This is a genomic window from Arsenicicoccus sp. UBA6765 (assembly GCF_002453335.1).
Classification (GTDB): domain Bacteria; phylum Actinomycetota; class Actinomycetes; order Actinomycetales; family Dermatophilaceae; genus Arsenicicoccus; species Arsenicicoccus bolidensis.
Window position 1 is genome coordinate 185,479 of record NZ_DKGR01000063.1, and the last position, 17,017, is coordinate 202,495.

At 72.8% G+C, this 17,017-nt stretch carries 12 protein-coding genes and 1 tRNA gene; 3 read left to right on the forward strand and 10 right to left on the reverse strand.

Annotated features, from left to right (window positions below):
* Positions 1-48: 48 nt before the first annotated feature.
* A complete protein-coding gene (locus tag B4K29_RS17825; protein ID WP_286961192.1) occupies positions 49-1,782 on the reverse strand; it encodes a glycerol-3-phosphate dehydrogenase/oxidase in 1,734 nt (577 codons plus the stop codon).
* Between the two features lie 161 nt (positions 1,783-1,943).
* Between B4K29_RS17825 and B4K29_RS17830 the strand changes: the two genes are divergently transcribed.
* Positions 1,944-2,897, forward strand: coding sequence for a sugar-binding transcriptional regulator (locus B4K29_RS17830; RefSeq protein ID WP_029211879.1), 954 nt, complete (start codon positions 1,944-1,946; stop codon positions 2,895-2,897).
* Between the two features lie 236 nt (positions 2,898-3,133).
* Here the strand turns inward: B4K29_RS17830 and B4K29_RS17835 are convergent, their stop codons facing one another.
* The 8 genes from B4K29_RS17835 to B4K29_RS17870 form a co-directional block, all read right to left on the reverse strand.
* A complete protein-coding gene (locus B4K29_RS17835) occupies positions 3,134-5,794 on the reverse strand; it encodes an excinuclease ABC subunit UvrA (RefSeq protein WP_286968397.1) in 2,661 nt (886 codons plus the stop codon).
* Between the two features lie 386 nt (positions 5,795-6,180).
* Positions 6,181-6,253 (reverse strand) — tRNA-Ala (locus B4K29_RS17840).
* Positions 6,254-6,299: 46 nt separating this feature from the next.
* Positions 6,300-7,169: a hypothetical protein gene (locus B4K29_RS17845; RefSeq protein WP_286961199.1), complete on the reverse strand. Its 870-nt coding sequence runs from the start codon at positions 7,167-7,169 to the stop codon at positions 6,300-6,302.
* 71 nt (positions 7,170-7,240) lie between these two features.
* Complete coding sequence (locus B4K29_RS17850; RefSeq protein WP_286960303.1) at positions 7,241-7,843, reverse strand: GNAT family N-acetyltransferase; 603 nt, start codon at positions 7,841-7,843, stop codon at positions 7,241-7,243.
* On the reverse strand, positions 7,843-8,331 hold the full coding sequence (locus tag B4K29_RS17855; protein ID WP_286960305.1) for a MogA/MoaB family molybdenum cofactor biosynthesis protein: 489 nt from the start codon (positions 8,329-8,331) through the stop codon (positions 7,843-7,845). Before B4K29_RS17855 ends, B4K29_RS17850 begins: the two co-directional genes overlap by 1 nt.
* Positions 8,328-8,753, reverse strand: coding sequence for a cyclic pyranopterin monophosphate synthase MoaC (moaC, locus tag B4K29_RS17860; protein ID WP_051274128.1), 426 nt, complete (start codon positions 8,751-8,753; stop codon positions 8,328-8,330). Before moaC ends, B4K29_RS17855 begins: the two co-directional genes overlap by 4 nt.
* A gap of 62 nt (positions 8,754-8,815) precedes the next feature.
* Positions 8,816-10,084: a gephyrin-like molybdotransferase Glp gene (gene glp, locus B4K29_RS17865; RefSeq protein ID WP_286960306.1), complete on the reverse strand. Its 1,269-nt coding sequence runs from the start codon at positions 10,082-10,084 to the stop codon at positions 8,816-8,818.
* A gap of 10 nt (positions 10,085-10,094) precedes the next feature.
* Positions 10,095-11,993: a GGDEF domain-containing protein gene (locus B4K29_RS17870; protein WP_286960307.1), complete on the reverse strand. Its 1,899-nt coding sequence runs from the start codon at positions 11,991-11,993 to the stop codon at positions 10,095-10,097.
* Between the two features lie 93 nt (positions 11,994-12,086).
* On the opposite strand from B4K29_RS17870, the gene B4K29_RS17875 reads away from it, so the two are divergent.
* Positions 12,087-12,674: a 5-formyltetrahydrofolate cyclo-ligase gene (locus B4K29_RS17875; RefSeq protein ID WP_286960308.1), complete on the forward strand. Its 588-nt coding sequence runs from the start codon at positions 12,087-12,089 to the stop codon at positions 12,672-12,674.
* 56 nt (positions 12,675-12,730) lie between these two features.
* Here the strand turns inward: B4K29_RS17875 and B4K29_RS17880 are convergent, their stop codons facing one another.
* Entirely contained in the window at positions 12,731-15,340 is a 2,610-nt protein-coding gene (locus B4K29_RS17880) for a penicillin acylase family protein (RefSeq protein ID WP_286968399.1), read from the reverse strand.
* Positions 15,341-15,419: 79 nt separating this feature from the next.
* Here B4K29_RS17880 and B4K29_RS17885 point away from each other — a divergent pair, with 79 nt between their 5' ends.
* A complete protein-coding gene (locus B4K29_RS17885) occupies positions 15,420-16,997 on the forward strand; it encodes a potassium/proton antiporter (protein ID WP_286968401.1) in 1,578 nt (525 codons plus the stop codon).
* Positions 16,998-17,017: the final 20 nt, after the last annotated feature.

The following is a 17,017-nucleotide window of genomic DNA, read 5'->3' on the forward strand; positions in this document are numbered from 1 at the left end:
GTGGGTTGTTCTAGCGGTCGAGCGGGTCGGTCAGGCCGAGCGGGTCGCTCAGGACGAGGCCGGCAGCGCCTCGCCGGTGACCTGGGCGCGGGCCGCGGAGGCGGCGGCGTCGGTCCGCTCCTGCTCCGCCGCGGCCTCGCCCGCCACGCGGGTGCGGTAGGCCGCCTGCTCCCGCGCGAGGTCGTCCTCATCCCAGCCGAGCAGCGGTGCGGCGATCGAGCCGATCTCTTCGAGAGCGCTGACGCCCCGGTCGCGGGTCTCGTAGTGCAGCCGGATGCGGTGCATGAGGATGTCCTCGAGGTGCAGGGCGCCCTCGTGGGTGACGGCGAACGCCGCCTCCACCCGCAGGTAGGCGGGCGCGGTCGTGAGCGGCTCCCCCAGGGAGGCGTCGGCGTCGACGAGGGCCAGCAGGGCCGGGAGCTCTGCGCCGTAGCGGGACAGCAGGTGCTCGACCTGCTCGGCGCTCCACCCGTAGGCGGCGGCGATGCGCGGCGCCTGGTGGCGGTAGGCGTCGAACCCGGCCGCGCCGACCAGCGGCGTGTGCTCGGTGACGGACGGGTTGGCCTCGGCCGCCTCCTCGCCCAGCGCGACGTCGACGGCGTCCTCGGCCATGACGCGATAGGTCGTCAGCTTGCCGCCGGCGATCGACCACAGCCCCGGGGCGACCTCGGCCACGGTGTGCTCGCGGGACACCTTGGTGGAGGACCCGCCGCTGCCGCGGTGGGGCTGCAGGAGGGGGCGCAGCCCGGCATACGTGCCGATGATGTCGTCGCGGGTCAGGGGACGGGCCAGCACCGAGTTGGCCTGCTCGAGGACGTAGTCGATGTCCTCGGCGGTGGCCACCGGGTTGCGCAGGTCCTGCTCCCACGGGGTGTCGGTCGTGCCGATGACCCAGTAGCGCTCCCAGGGGATGACGAACAGCACGGACTTCTCGGTGCGCAGGAACAGCCCGGTCTCCCCCTGGATCCGCTCCTTGGGCACGACGATGTGGATCCCCTTGGACGCCAGCACCTTCAGGCCCTGGTCGGAGCCCGACATCGCCTCGACGTCCTCGGTCCAGACGCCGGCGGCGGCGACCACCCGGTGCGCGCGGATCGTCAGGTCGCGGTCGCCCTCGGCGTCGTGCACCTCGGCACCCACGACCCGTCCCGTGTCGTCCTTGACGAAGGAGGTGACTCGCGTGCGGGTGGCCGCGAGCGCGCCATACCCGGCGGCGGTGCGGACCAGGTCGATGACCAGGCGGGCGTCGTCGACGCGGGCGTCGTAGAAGCGGATCGCGCCGGTCAGCGCGTCGTCGCGGATGTCGGGGAAGAGCTCCTGGGCGCCCTGGCGCGTGTAGTGCTTCTGCAGCGGGACGGTCTTGGTGCCCTTGGCCCCGACGAGCGCGAGGGCGTCGTACATCCCCACCCCCACGGCGCTGTAGGACCGCTCGACGACCGGCAGCTTGAGGGGCCACAGGAAGGGCTGGGCCTTGACCAGGTGCGGGGCGAGGGTCGTGAGCAGCAGGCCGCGCTCCTTGAGGGCCTCGGCCACGAGGGCGAAGTTGAGCTGGTAGAGGTAGCGCAGGCCGCCGTGGACCAGCTTGGAGGACCACTGGGAGGTGCCGGAGGCCCAGTCCTCGGCCTCGACGATGCCGACGCGCAGGCCCCGGCTCGCGGCGTCCAGCACGATGCCCGCGCCGGTGACGCCGCCGCCGACGACGAGCAGGTCCAGGGGCTCGCCGGTCGTCATCGCCTCGAGGGCATCGGCGCGGCTCGTCGCGGACAGTGCGGTGGAGGTCATCGGTGTGGCGGCCATGGTCCTCACGACCCTTTCTGTGCCGGTGTCGACCGGCGGCTCGGTGGGTGCACCCCGTGGTGCATCTTGGTCTCTGCATCGAGCATGCGTCGCCCTGCACGTATGCTCAAGCGGTCTGCACGAACGTGCAGGAGGGGGCGAGGCTCGTGAACGATCGTGAATCCGCTTACCGAGCAGCGCAGCTGTACTACCTGCAGGACCAGACCATGGACATGATCGCCGGTGACCTCGGCGTCTCGCGGTCGACCGTCTCGCGGCTGCTGCGCTGGGCCCGGGACGAGGGGATCGTGCGCATCACGGTCGCGGCGCCCGACGGGCCGACCGACCACACCGCGCGCACCCTCCTCGACGCCTTCGGGGTGCAGGCGCACGTCGTGCCCGTGTCGTCCTCGGCCAGTGATCCCCAGCGGCTCGAGGCCGTGGCCCGGCGCGCCGCCGGCCTGCTGGACTCGTGGATGGGCGACGACATGACCCTCGCGGTCGCGTGGGGCACGACCACATCCGCCATCGCGGGGCATCTCGCGCCGCACCCCACCACCGGGTCGGTGGTCGTGCAGCTCAACGGCGCGGCCAACGCCCGCACCTCCGGGGTCCGCTACACCACCGAGCTGCTCGATCGCTTCGCGAGCGCCTACGACACCGAGCTCTACTACTTCCCCGCCCCGGCGTTCTTCGACTTCGCCGAGACCAAGGAGGCGCTGTGGCGTGAGGGATCCGTGCGCCGGATCCTCGAGCTGCGGCGCACCTGCGACATCGCGGTGTTCAGCGTCGGGGCCTTCCGCGGGCGGCTGCTCAGCCAGGTCTACTCCACCGGCTACCTGCGCCCCGAGGAGGTGCGCGAGCTCGCCGACCAGCACGTCGTCGGCGACGTCGCCACGCACTTCCTGCGGGTGGACGGGTCGTATGCCGGGATCGCGCTCAACCGCCGGGCCTCCGGGCCCTCCCCCGCAGAGCTGCGGCGTGTGAACCGCAGGCTGTGCGCGGTGGCGGGTGACAACAAGATCCAGGGGACGCTGGGGGCGCTGCGCGCGGGCGTGGTGTCGGACCTGGTGATCGACGAACGCACGGCAGGTGGCCTGATCGCCCTGCTGTCCTCGTGAGGGCCCGGTGGTGCGGTGGCCCGGGCACGCCGTCGGCCAGCTGCGCCACCGAGCTGACGAGAGGCCCGGATCAGGGATCCGAGCATCTCGTCATGCTCGGTGGCGATGGAGCGTGCGGGGTCAGAGCCTGCGGGGTCAGAGCGTCCGGACGAGCTTCTGGGACTGCTGAAGGTTCCAACCCCGACCTCGTCGAGTGTGTCGCTGTGCGATGTTCATATCGCACAGCGACACACTCGTCACAATGGGGTCACGTTGGTAGCTGCCTGCAGTGCGGCGGCAAGGTAGCCCGCGGAAGCACCGACGCCCTTGTCCGCGACGTAGGCGGGCGTACCCGCTGCAACCACGGTCCCGCCGGCGTCGCCCGCGCCGGGTCCAAGATCGATCACGTGATCGGCCACCGCGACAACGCGCATGTCCAGCTCCGCGGCGACGACCGTGTTGCCCGCATCGACCAGCGTCTGCAGATGCGCGACCAGACGATCCGTGTCGGCGCAGTGGAGCCCGGACGTCGGCTCGTCCAATACGTACAGCGTGTCCCCACGCTGCGCACGCTGCAGCTCGGCCGCCAGCTTGACGCGCTGGGCCTCACCCCCCGAGAGTTCCGTTGCCGGTTGACCCAGTCGGAGGTAATCGAGTCCAACGTCCGACAAAGCGGCCAGGGATCGAGTGATCTCCTCATCGCCCACGAAGAACAGGTTCGCCTCCTCCACGCTCATCGACAACACGTCAGCGATCGTGCGCCCCCGCCACGTGACCTCGAGCGTTGACGCCTCGTATCGGGCGCCGTGGCAGTCGGGGCATTCGGTGTACACGGAAGGCAGGAAGAGGAGCTCGACCATCACCGATCCCTCGCCCTCGCAGGTCGGGCAGCGCCCGCCGGCGACATTGAAGGAGAATCGGCCGGGCTTGTACCCGCGTGAACGAGCTTCCGGGGTATCTGCGAATCGACGACGTACGTGGTCGAACAGCCCGGTGTAGGTGGCGACGTTCGACCGCGGCGTCCGGCCGATGGGCCGCTGGTCGATGACGATCAGCCGGCGTACACCGGTGACGGGCCCGGCGACGCGTCCATCGAGACGTCCCGGCGCATCCGCGAGGAGTGACTCGTAGCTGACCGGCTCGTCATCGGCCGGGACGGCCCGGCCAAGGCGATCGCCAAGCAGCGACGGAAGCGCCTGGGTGACCAGACTCGACTTGCCGGACCCGGACACGCCCGTGACCACGGTGAAGACACCCAATGGGATATCGACTGTGAGGTCGTGCAGGTTGTTCCGCGTCACGTTCTCCAGGCACAGCCAACTGCGTGCCTCACGGGGTGTGCGAAGAGGGAGACCGCGGCCACCGAAGAGGTACCCGCGTGTCACGGACTCCTCGATATCGGCGAGCCCGTCGGGCGGGCCGCTGTAGAGCACTCGGCCGCCGTGTTCACCGGCGCCCGGGCCGATGTCGACCAACCAGTCCGCGTGCCGCATCACGGCCACGGAGTGCTCGACGATGAACAGGCTGTTCCCTTTCCCCTTGAGTCCGTCGAGGATCCCGAGGAGCGCCGTCACGTCCTGCGGATGCAGCCCCGCCGAGGGTTCGTCGAGGACGTAGACCACCCCGAAGAGATCAGAGCTGAGTTGCGTCGCGAGCCGTAGCCGCTGCAGCTCGCCGCCCGACAGCGTCGGCGTCGTCCGGCTCAACGACAGGTAGCCCAGCCCCAGATCGACCAGTGGACGAAGTCGCTGCAGCACCCCTGATGCGAGCTGGACCGCAGCGGCACGCTTCTCTGGCGCTCGGCTCAGGGTGGGTCGCACATCGGGCGCGGCGGCAGGCGAGGAACCGCCAGCAGCGACATGCTCCTGCGATGCCGCCCGCGGAGAGGCAGCGCCGGAAGAAGCGGCTCCGAGCTCCTCCAGGCGTGCAACGACTCCCGAGAGGATCGTGGCAAGTTCCCGAAGCGGCAGTCGGGAGAATTCGGCGATGTCGAATCCTTCGAACGTGACGGACAGCGCCTCGGGCTTCAGCCGCTTGCCATCACAGACCGGGCAGATGGCAGCGATGAGAAACTGCGCGACGCGCCGCTTCATCGAGGCGCTTTTCGTGTTCGCGAACGTGTCCAGAATGTACCGACGAGCCCCGACGAACGTGCCCGAGTAGCTCGGCTCCACGCCTGCCTCGATCGCAGCTCTGGACTCAGAGAGGGTGAGCCGGGAGTGGACCGGAACGAAGGGGGTCTCATCGGTGTAGAGGATCCAGTCCCGGTCCTCTTTCGGCAGGTCCCGCCACGGCACATCGACGTCGTAACCAAGAGCAACCAGTACGTCGCGCAGCTGATGGCCGTGCCACGCGGTCGGCCAGGAAGCTATGGCGCGTTCGCGGATGGTGAGCGATGGGTCCGGGACCATCTGCTGCTCGTTCACCGTGTACACGCGGCCGATGCCGTGGCATTCCGAGCAGGCCCCTTGGACCGTGTTCGCGGAGAAGTCCTCCGCATACAACATCGGCTGCCCATCCGGATAGTCCCCGGCCCTCGAGTACAGCATTCGTATCAAGCTCGACAACGTGGTGATGCTGCCCACGGTCGATCGTGCGTTGCCGGCACCGCGCTGCTGCTGCAGGGCGACCGCCGGCGGCATCCCCGCGATCGAGTCGACATCGGGCACTCCCGCCTGATCGATCAGGCGGCGGGCGTAGGGTGCGACCGATTCCAGATAGCGTCGCTGCGACTCGGCGTACAGCGTCCCGAACGCCAGCGAGGACTTTCCCGAGCCAGACACACCGGTGAAGACGACTGTTGCATCGCGCGGCACCGTGAGGTCGACATCCTGCAGATTGTGTTCGCGGGCGCCGAGAACGCGAACGTCGGGCTGCACGGAGAGCTTCGGAGACCCGAACGCAGAAGATTCAACCATGGTCGCATGTTAACTACGTACGGAACGGTCGGACGATCTCCGTCCGGAGGAGAGGGTTTCCGCACCCATGAGGGCCGACACACCACTTGTCCAGTTGAGCGCACGAGTGATCAGCCCTCTTCGAGGGGCGAACGACCTGCTCGGATAGAGCCCCGTCGAGTGGTGGGCTTTGAGGTGATGCTCGTTGCCTACCGGCCGCTCTTTTCAAGGGCGACGGTCTCAGTATCGCGGGTTGGGAAGAGCTCGCGTCGAGCACAACCGGCCCTTCGAAATGCTCCTCGATCCGCAGGTCGACGTCACGCCTTGACCTGGGCCGCAGACGCACACAAGGCCCGAACCTCAACCAACGTTTGCCTTTGGCAAGGGTTCGAGCCTTGTGCGTGCGGTGGAGCTGAGGGGATTCGAACCCCTGGCCTTCTCATTGCGAACGAGACGCGCTACCAACTGCGCCACAGCCCCTGGCGAGGACCGACTGTACCACCGAGGCGGTGCGTCGGCCCAATCCTCACCCGCCGACGGCGCTGCGCAACGGCACTGCGGCGTCGAGGAACTCGTCCTCGACCTCGATGGGGGCGAACACGTCGTCGTCGACCGGCAGCGGGGCCGGGGTGGCCCGCGGCGCGGCGGGCTTCATGGTGTAGGTCGGACGAGGCACCGGCGTCGGACGCCACTGCCCGGGCTCGAGCGGCTCGAGGGCGACCTCGACCGGCGCGGGCGCCGCGTCGACGGTGTCGAACTGGCGCACGTCGAAGGGAGCGTCGACCCGGGTGGCACCCACGGGGGCCACTGCGGGCTCGGGGCTCTCCTCCACGACCGGCGCCTCAGGAGCGGAGACCGGGGACGCGGTCGGGACGGTGGACGCGACCGGAGCTGCGGGCCCGACGGGGGCGGCCGAGGCGACCGGGGCCGTGCGACGCAGCTCGAGGCGCGGCTGGCGACGCCGGGCGCTGTGGCGCAGCCAGGCCAGGTCGGCGGTGACGAGCGCCAGGCCGACGACCGGGGTCCAGACGGGCACCAGTCGCAGGACGGTGACCACGACGAGCGCGACCAGCACGGCCACGGCGACCCCGAGAGAGGCTCCCCGCAGGCGGTGGGCGAGCCGGCCGGGGGCGGCGTCCTCGGCCACGTGCGTGGCACGCGTCGCGCCGGTCGGCGCGGTGGCGGTGGCGCCGGCCCGCAGCGGGCTGACGGCATACGACCGGGCGGTGGTGGGCTCGGCGAGGACCGGGCGCCGCTCGAGGACCCGGAGGGCCTCGGCGTAGCGCTCGATGGATCGGGCGGTCTGCAGGTGCTCCCGACGACGCATCCACGACTGGGTCAGATAGGCAGCCCACAACCCGATGACGACGACGAAGACGAGGCTGGAGGGCTGCACGTCCCCGACGTTAGAGGGGGGACGGGTGATGAACGCTCAACCGCGCGGGTGTGTCGGCGGATTGCCCTGGATCATGCCCTCCTGAGCCGGTCCGTGAAGGTCGCTCCGCGGAGGTCCTCGGTCGTCAGGGCGAAGGTCCGGTGGTCGCGCCAGGCGCCGTCGATGTGCAGGTAGTGCTCGCGCAGCCCCTCGTCGCGGAACCCGAGCTTGCGCACGACGGCGAGCGACTTGGTGTTGTCGGGGCGGATGTTGACCTCGATGCGGTGCAGGCCGCGCTCCCCCACGGCGTAGTCGCAGGCGGTGGCCAGGGCCAGCGGCACGATGCCCCGGCCGGCGTGGGTGGGCGCGCACCAGTAGCCCGCCGTGGCGCCCCACAGCGCGCCCTCCATGATCTGGGAGAGGTTGACCGCACCGCAGAGCCGACCGTCCACCTCGACCGCGAACGGGAGCTGCCGGCCGGCGCGCGCCTCGCGGGCCTGGTGGCGGACGTACTCGGGAAAGGGCTTGGCCTCCTGGCCCGCTCGCGGGAAGGTCGGCTCCCACTCCTTGAGCCAGTCCCAGCTGGCGCGCCGCAGCTCGAGCCACTCCGCGCGGTCGCGGCGACGCAGGCCGCGCAGCACGAGCGCTCCCCCGTCGGGCAGGCTCGCCTCGAGCCGCACCGGCCACGCCGCCATCAGTGATCGCCCCCGCCCACCTGGTCGAGGGCGTGCGGCACGACCTGCTCCAGCACGCCCAGCCCGTCGGCGACCCCGCCGCGGGACCCGGGGAGGTTGACGACCAGGGTCGTGCCGGCGAGGCCGGCGAGGCCGCGGGACAGCGAGGCGGTGGGGATGCCCTGCGCCAGCCCGGCGCCGCGGATGGCCTCGGCGATGCCGGGCACCTCGCGGTCGATCACCGCCCGGGTCACCTCGGGGGTGCGGTCGGTCGGCGACAGGCCCGTCCCGCCTGTGGTGACGACGAGGTCGACTCCGTCGTCGACGGCGGACCGTATGGCGTCCCCCACGGGGTCACCGTCAGGGACGACCACCGGGTCCGGGGTGTCCAGGCCCCACGCGCGCAGGGCCTCGACGATGACTGGTCCCGTGCGGTCGGCGTAGGTGCCGGCGGCGGCCCGCGTGGACGCCGTCACGACGACGGCCCGCCGCCGCGAGGGGGAGGTCACTCGGACCAGTCCCCGGAGCGGCCGCCGGACTTGGCGGTGACGCGCACGTCGGTGATGCGGGCGTGCTTGTCGACCGCCTTGACCATGTCGATGAGGGCCAGGGCGCCGACGGCGACGGCGGTCAGCGCCTCCATCTCGATGCCGGTGCGGTCGGCGGTGCGGACGGTCGCCGTGAGGTCGACGCCGTCGTCGGCCACCTCGAGGTCCAGCTCGACCCCGTGCACGGCGATGGGGTGGGCCAGCGGGATCAGGTCGGGGGTGCGCTTGACCGCCTGGATCCCGGCGATGCGGGCCACGGCGAGGGCGTCGCCCTTGGGCACGGTGCCGTCCCGCAGGGCGGCGACGGCGGGGGCGGCGAGCAGGACCCGGCCGCGGGCGGTCGCCGAGCGGGCCGTGACGGCCTTGGCGGAGACGTCGACCATGTGCGCGCTGCCGTCGGCCCGCACGTGCGTCAGGCGGGGCGGCTCAGGGGTGGGGGTGGAGGTCACGCGAGGGACTCCTTGCCGGGGAGGGGACGGAGGAGCAGACAGGTGAGGCGCATGCCGGGGACGACCTCGTCGACCTCGGCGGGCACGACGGCCAGGGCGTCGGCGTGAGCGAGGGCACCGAGCACGTGCGACCCCTGGCCGCCCGCGAGGGTGGCGTGCGGGCCGTCGGCCTCGGTGCGCAGGCGGACGCGGGCCAGCTGGGTGCGGCCGGCCGAGGTGCGCCAGCCGTCGTCGGCCACCGCCTCGATGCCCGCGAGCCCCTCGGCGGGGCGGCCGGCGAGCAGGCGCAGCGCCGGGGCCGCGAAGACCTGGTAGGACACCATCGAGCTGACGGGGTTGCCGGGCAGAGTGAAGACGGGCACGTGTCGCCCGTCGCCGGCCCGCACCAGGCCGAAGCCCTGGGGCTTGCCGGGCTGCATCGCCACCCCGCGGAACGCGACCTCGCCGTCACGGGCGAGCACGGCCTTGACCGTGTCGTAGGCGCCGGCGGAGACGCCGCCGGTGGTGATGACGGCGTCGTGGGTCAGCAGCACCTCGTCGAGCCGGGCGCGGAAGCCCTGCTCGTCGTCGGCCACCGCGCGCACCCGCTCGGCCGTGAAGCCGTGCTCGCGCAGAACGGCCACGAGCATCGGGCCGTTGCTGTCGACGACCGTGCCGTGCCCGGCCGTGCCGCCCGGCTCGACCAGCTCGTCGCCGGTGGAGAGGACGACGACCCGGGGCGGCACGACGACCTCGACCAGAGGATGCCCGAGGGACACGAGCAGCGCGAGGACCCGGGCGTCCACGAACGTGCCTGCGGCCAGGGCAAGCTCGCCGCGGGACAGGTCGTCGCCGGCGGGGCGGACGTGGGCGCCGACCTGCGGCTGCTGGCGCAGGGTGACCCGCTCGGTGCCGCCGTCGGTGAGCTCGACGGGGACAACGGCGTCGGCGCCGTCGGGCAGGGCGGCGCCGGTCATGATGCGCATCGTCGTGCCCGGCACGAGGGTGACCCGGTCGGTGCGTCCGGCGGGGATGTCGCCCGCAACGGGCAGGACCACGGGGCGGTCACCGGCCCCCACGAGCTCGGCGGCCCGGACGGCATACCCGTCCATCGCCGAGTTGGTGAACGCCGGGACGTCGACGGCGCTGCGCACGTCCTGGGCCAGGACGCAGCCGTGCGCCTCGGCCACCGGGACCTCGGACGTGCGGCGGGGCACGGTGGCGCAGGCCTCGAGGAGGAGGCGCAGGTGCTCGTCGACCGGCATCAGCCGGGGTGCGTCGGACATGTTGCGGACACTAGTCGACGGGTCCGACATGCCTCGAGGCCACCGCCCGGTCACGCCCGGCGCGCTTGGCGGCGTTCATCGCGGCGTCGGCGGCCGACACGAGCTCGGGTGCCGTGGCGGCGTCCTGTGGCCAGGTGGCGATCCCCACGCTGCAGGTGATGGGGATCTCGCGGTCGTCGACCTGCAGCGGACGGGAGCGCAGGTCACCGACGATCCGCTCGGCGAGCCGCAGGCACTCCTCCTCGCCGCGCTCGGGGCAGACGACGGCCATCTCCTCCCCGCCGTAGCGCGCGACGACGTCGACGGGCGGGACCAGCTCGACGATGCGGGCCGCCAGCGCAGCCAGGACCCCGTCGCCGACGGAGTGCCCGTGCTCGTCGTTGACCTGCCGGAACCGATCGATGTCCACGATCAGGAGCGACACCTGACGCCCGAACGACCGCGCCCGCTCGACCTCGCGGCCCAGCGTGGTCGTGAGCATGCGCAGGTTGCCGACCCCGGTGAGCGGGTCGATCACGGACTGGCGCTGCGCCCGGCGGTGCAGGATCGCGTTGTCGATGGCGACCCCGGCCGGCCCGGCCACGAGGTCGAGCAGCTCCCCGGTCGTGTCGTCGTATGCCGTCGCGCCGGCCGCCCGCTCGACGACCAGCGCACCGATCACGTCGTCGCCGGACACGAGCGGCGCGGCGCACAGCCGGCCGCGCAGGACCGCGCCGGGCTCGTCCCCCGCGTCGTCGAGCACGACCACGCGGCGGTCACGGACGACCTCGCCGACGGCGCTCTCGGCCGCGCGGATCCGGCCGGTGCCGGGACGGCGGGTGCCGATGGGGTGCACGACGCGCGCGCGCAGGCCGCTGCCCTCGCGCATCCACACGACGGCGCAGGTGGACCCGGTCGTCGTCTCCGCGAGGGCGCACAGCGCCGCCAGCAGGCCGTCGAGGTCGTGGGTGCGCTGCAGGGTGGCCGCGATCCGTCGGACGGTGTCCTGCAGGGTCTCTCGGCTCGACGTCAGCTCGGCCATGCGCTGGTCCAGCTCGACCGCCATCGCGTTGAACTCCCGCGACAGCTGGCCGATCTCGTCGTCGCGTCCCTCCGGCAGACGCACGGTCAGGTCGCCGTCCGCGATGCGGCGGGTGCCCTCGGTGAGGGCGAGCAGCGGCGCGGTGAGCTCCCGGGCCAGCCAGCGGAGCAGACCGACGGCCGCCGCCAGCACCAGCAGGATGAGCAGGAGGGGCATCCAGGCCCTCGCCCCACCGACCGGATCGGCGGCCGAGCCCTGCACCGCGCAGGGACGCCCGGGCCCGGCGGCGGCGGTCCGCGCGATGGCCCCCTGGCCGCGGTCCGAGCTCGGGTGGACCTCGACGCCGCCCGCGCACTGGAGGATCGTGCGCACGTCCCCGGCCGCGGCCTGACGGGTGAGCGCGTCCAGCCGCCCTGCGGTGAGGGGCTCGACGACGTGGACCGTCAGCGTCCCCTGGGTGGTGGTGAGGTCGACCCGCTCCGCGAGGTGGGCGCCGGCGGGCTCGCTCACGGTCGAGCAGCGCGTGGTGGGCAGCTTGGTGGGCGTGGGTCGCGGCGCCGAGGACGAGGCCGCCAGCACGGCGCCCCCGCGCAGCACCACGGCATAGCCCCGCTCCGCCCCCAGTCCGCCGCGGGTCTCCTCCGCGAGGACCGTGGCCGGCGGGCGCCCGTTGGCGATCGACAGGGCGATGACCTCGGCCCGGTCGCCCAGCGCCCAGCACTCGGACGCCATGGCCGTCGCGACGGCGACGGTGGCGCGGTCGACGTCACGGCGCTGACCGTCCACGAGCGCACGCGGCAGCAGGACCCCCGCCACGAGCCCGGCCACGAGCAGGACCGGCAGGACCACGGCGGCGAGCACGATCGCCAGGCGGGTCCGGATGGACACGGGTCCTCCTCGAGGTGGGTGGGTCGGCCCATCGTGGCACGAGACCGATCCGCCCCTCCTCCTCACGGGTCCGTGCCTGACAGAATCCGTGGCATGGACACCCCGCTCACGACCCCCGTCGAGGCCAAGCGCGCCCTGCGGGCCCGCCTCTGGGCCGCCCGCAAGCAGCGGTATGCCGACACCTCGCGCGCCGAGCGTGAGACGCAGGCCCAGGCTCTGGCGGACCACGCCCTGCGGGTCGTCGCCGACCTGGTGGCCCCGGGGGGCACCGTGACGTCATACGAGTCGTGGCCGACCGAGCCCGGGACCGAGCCGCTCAACGAGGCTCTGGTCGCCGCCGGTTATCGCGTCCTGGTGCCGGTGACCCTGCCGGGGCTCGACCTCGACTGGCGCCCGCTCGGCAGCGACGAGCTGGACGAGGCGGCGCGGCTCGGGCTGGAGGCGATCGGCCAGGCGGACCTGGTGCTGACGCCGGGCACGGCCGTGGACCGACGGGGCGTGCGCCTCGGGCAGGGTGGAGGGTGCTACGACCGGGCGCTCCCCCGGCGTCGCGACGGCGTCCGGGTCGTGACGCTGCTGCACCCCCAGGAGCTGGTGGACGAGGACCTGCCCGCGGCCGAGCACGACCAGCGCGTCGACGCCGTGGTGACGGTGGACGGGATCACCTGGCTGCGTCGCTGATCCGCTGGCCGCTCGCTCGGGCCCGACGTCAGCTGACCCGCCCTGACGCCCGCGGCTCAGCCGTTGTCGCGCGGCGCGAGCGTGAGCTGGTCACGGGTCGCGCCCTCGACGGCCTGCCGGCTGAACGGCCACGCGAAGGGCTCGTTGCGCAGCCAGCGCCCCGTCTGGTCGTCGTAGTGGTCGCTCGTGGGGTGCCCGGACACGCCCGTGGACTGGACCCAGGTGCTCGAGTCAAGAGTGCCGAGGTCGACCACCATGCGCATGGACGGCCCCCAGTCGGCGGCGTAGCCCAGCTGCAGGTCGTAGCCGAGGGCGTTGGGAGCGAGCGGGTTGCCCGGCGCCGGCTGCGGACCGCGGTCGAGCAGGGACCGCAGCATGCCGGGTGCCGCCGCGCTGAGCGGGTGGCGCAGGGTCAGCGTGTGCAGCCGCCCGTAGTCCCAGGCCTTGACGTCCTTGCCGGTGAGCCGGGTCAGCTCGAGACGCGCGTCGACCTGGGCCTGGCGCAGGATGTCGTCGCGGGTCTCGATCCGCAGGGTCTTCTGGTTGTCCCACCAGGGAGACCGGGGGTCGGCGAGCAGCTGCTTGACGACCGCGGGCCAGCGCGAGCCGCCATCGGGCCGCAGACCGGTGGGCAGGTCGTCGTCGAAGGTCCGGTGGAGCAGCGCGGACCACGCCGCCGTGTAGTAGGCCGCCGCGCGGGACGAGTGGCTGTCACCCGTCACGAACCGGCCGTCCCAGCCCTCGAGCGTCGCCTGACCCTCCCGGGTGAAGCCGTCGCCGCTCAGGTCGACGCCCCGCAGCGCCGCGGTCAGCACGGGCTGGAAACCGTCGTTGACGTCGCCCTGGATGTCGCGCATGCGCTGGGGCGAGACGGTCGGCTGGGCGGTGAGGAGCTGACGGATGCGGGTGGAGCGCCAGCCGTGGGTCCAGTCCGTCGTCAGGAAGGGGGTCGTCGCCGCCGTGACGGCCTGGTTGGCGGTCACCAGGAAGCCCTCGGCGGGGTCCAGGGTGTGCGGCAGCTGCTCGAAGGGGACGTAGCCGGTCCAGTCGTAGCGCGAGTCCCAGCCCGGTGCCGGCAGGTAGCCGGGGGGTGCCCCCGCCGTCCCGGACCGGCGGACGGGCACGCGGCCGGGTGCCTGGTAGCCGATGTGGCCGTCGACGTCCGCGTAGATCGCGTTCTGAGAGGGCGCGGCGAACGAGGACAGGGCGGCGCGGAAGGTCTCGAAGGACGTGGCGCGGTTCATCCGGAAGATCGCGTCGGCGGTCTGCGTGACCTCCAGCCCCGTCCACCGCAGCGCGATCGCCAGGGACTCTCCCTCGGCGGGGGTCGCCGGCGACGCGGTGGTCGCTGCCGTGGGCACGGCCGCGGCGTCCTTGACGGCAGCGTCGACGTCGGACATCAGCGGGCCGTGCGAGGTGGACCGGACAGTGATGGTGCGGTCGGCGCCACCCGCGACGCGGATCCGCTCGGTGCGGGTGGTCAGGGGCTGGTAGCGCCCGTCCTTGAGCACGGTGCCGGCCTTGACCCGCTCGAGGTAGAAGTCGCTCACGTCGGGGTCGAGGTTGGTGAAGCCCCACGCGATGCGCTGGTTGTGCCCGATCACCACGCCGGGGAAGCCCGCGAACGCGAAGCCGCTCACGTTGTAGGGGCACGCCTGGGACACCGTGCGGCAGTGCAGCGCGGTCTGGTGCCAGACGCCCGGCTGGCCGAGCGCGAGGTGCGGGTCGTTGGCCAGCAGGGGCTTGCCGGTCGAGGACCGGGACGGCCCGACCACCCACGAGTTGGAGCCGACGCCCTCGCCGCGCCCGACCAGGGGCGCGACCGCGGAGACGGCCCGCGCGGCCCGGCCCAGCGCCGCGTCGCTCTCCGGATCGGGGGCGGGGCCGGCACCCTGCCGTATGCCGGCCGCCGGCGCCTTGGACCGGCCGCCGTGCACGCCAGAGGGCGACCACGCCGACGGGGAGAGGATCGGGGGCTGGGCCTTGGCGTCATAGCTGGGATACAGCTCACGCACCTCGTCGAGCGAGCGACCCTGCGCCATCAGCCGGGCGCGGGCGAGCTCGTCGGCGTAGTTGCCGTGCAGGTCCCAGGCCATCGCCTTGAGCCAGGCCAGCGAGTCGACCGGGCCCCACGGCTCGATGCGGTACCCGGGGAAGCGGACGCTGAGCATGAGGTACTCCGGCGCCACGCGGGTCGCGTCGCCGGTGGTGTCGAGGTAGGCGTTGACCCCGTCGGCATACGCCGCGAGGTAGCGTCGGGTGTCGGCCGACAGCGTGGGAAGCTCCTGCTCGGCGACGCGGCGCCAGCCCATGGTGCGCACGCTGATGTCCGACGCCACCCCGGCCTCGCCGACGAGCTCGGCCAGCCGCCCTGCCGTGGCGTGGCGGCGCAGATCCATCTCGAAGAACCGGTCCTGGGCCGCGACATAGCCCTGGGCCCGGAACAGGTCCTCGGGGGTGTCGGCGTAGATGTGGGCGACCCCCTGGCCGTCTCGCCGGACGTCCACCTCGCCCGACAGCCCGGTGAGCCGCGCCGTGCCGGTGACGGTGGGGTCGGTGCGGCGGACGGCGCCGTAGACGACGCCGGCGACGATGAGGGCGGCCACGAGGAGCAGGACGACGACCGAGACGGTCGTCCGTCGGGCGATCAGAGCGGCGCGGGACACGTGAGCGAGACTAGGCCACGGCACCGACAGGCCGGCGGACGACGCGAGGGGCGGGTGCGGCATACGAGAGGATGGGGCCATGGACACGGGCGCGGGCTTCGGGATCGAGGACCTGCGTTCCGTCCTCCTCCTCGGATCCGCCGTCCTGCTGCTGGCCGTCGTCGCCGTCCGCATCAGCGCCCGCTCCGGCCTGCCGTCCCTGCTCCTCTACCTGCTGATCGGCGTCGGGCTGGGTGAGTCGGGGCTCGGCATCCAGTTCGACGGAGGCCGCCTGACCCAGGCCCTCGGCTACATCGCCCTCGTCCTGATCCTGGCCGAGGGCGGGCTCTCGACCTCGTGGAAGCACATCAGACCGTCGGTGGCCCCGGCCGCCCTGCTCTCGACCGTCGGCGTCATGGTGTCCGTCGGGGTGGTCGGCGTCGCCGCGAGGTTCGTCCTCGACCTCGACTGGGTCTCGGCGCTGCTGGTGGGGGCCGTCCTCAGCTCGACCGACGCGGCGGCCGTGTTCTCCGTGCTGCGCAGCGTGCCCCTCCCGCGGCGGCTGACCAGCCTGCTCGAGGCGGAGTCCGGCTTCAACGACGCACCGGTCGTCCTCCTCGTCACGGCCCTGGCCTCGGTCGCCGCTGGTGACTCCGACGCCGGTCCGCTCTTCCTCGCCGGGCTCGCGGTCTACGAGCTGGTCGTGGGCGCCCTGCTCGGCATCGCCGTCGGCTGGCTCGGGACCAAGCTGCTGCGCCGGTATGCCGACACCTCGTCCGCCCTGTTCTCGATCGGCGTGATGGCGGTGCCGACGATGGCCTACTGCGTCGCCACCTACGCCCACGGCAGCGGCTTCCTCGCCGTCTACGTCGCCGCGCTCGTCGTCGGCAACAGCTCCCTGCCGCACAAGGCCGCGACGCGGGGCTTCGCGACCGCGATGGGCTGGCTCGCCCAGATCGGCCTGTTCGTCCTGCTGGGCCTGCTGGCCTCCCCCTCCGAGCTGGGGCGCTGGATCGTCCCCGCCATCGTCATGGGTCTCGTCCTGCTGCTCGTCGCCCGGCCGCTGTCGGTGGTGGTGTCCGCGACGCCTTTCGGCATCGGGTGGCGCGAGCAGGCCTTCCTGTCCTGGGCGGGGCTGCGCGGCGCCGTCCCCGTCGTCCTCGCGACCGTGCCCGAGACCAGCGGAGCCTCGTCGCTCGCCTGGTTGTTCGACCTCGTCTTCATGCTCGTCGTGATCTTCACGGTCGTGCAGGGGCCGACCATGCCCTGGGTCGCGCGCAGGCTCGGCGTCATCGACGCGGGCGCCACGATGGACCTGCAGCTGGAGTCCACCCCGCTCGAACGCCTCAACACCGAGGTCGTGGAGGTGCAGATCGGGGACGAGTCGCGGATGGCGGGGGTCGAGGTCTACGAGCTGCGGCTGCCCAAGGGCGCCAGCGTCGCCCTCGTGCTGCGCGGCGAGCGGTCGTTCGTGCCGGAGCGGTCCACGGTGCTGCGGCGCGGGGACTCGCTCATGGTCGTGGTGCCCGCGGAGCTGCGGGACGCCGCGGAGGAGCGGCTGCGCGCGGTGTCCCAGCAGGGCCGCCTGGCCGGGTGGCTCGAGCCCGGGCACCGCCCGCCGGTCGCCCGCACGGTCCGCGAACGCGGTCAGCGACGCCGCGACGGCTCGCTAGACTGAGCGATCGCACGCCCAGGTCG

Excerpts from the sequence above, each read along its gene's own strand:
- B4K29_RS17825 (WP_286961192.1), bottom strand. The coding sequence starts at position 1,782 with ATGACCTCCACCGCACTGTCCGCGACGAGCCGCGCCGATGCCCTCGAG.
- B4K29_RS17875 (WP_286960308.1), top strand. The coding sequence starts at position 12,087 with ATGGACACCCCGCTCACGACCCCCGTCGAGGCCAAGCGCGCCCTGCGG.
- B4K29_RS17885 (WP_286968401.1), top strand. The coding sequence starts at position 15,420 with ATGGACACGGGCGCGGGCTTCGGGATCGAGGACCTGCGTTCCGTCCTC.
- moaC (WP_051274128.1), bottom strand. The coding sequence starts at position 8,753 with ATGGTCGACGTCTCCGCCAAGGCCGTCACGGCCCGCTCGGCGACCGCC.
- B4K29_RS17835 (WP_286968397.1), bottom strand. The coding sequence starts at position 5,794 with ATGGTTGAATCTTCTGCGTTCGGGTCTCCGAAGCTCTCCGTGCAGCCC.
- glp (WP_286960306.1), bottom strand. The coding sequence starts at position 10,084 with ATGTCCGACGCACCCCGGCTGATGCCGGTCGACGAGCACCTGCGCCTC.
- B4K29_RS17850 (WP_286960303.1), bottom strand. The coding sequence starts at position 7,843 with ATGGCGGCGTGGCCGGTGCGGCTCGAGGCGAGCCTGCCCGACGGGGGA.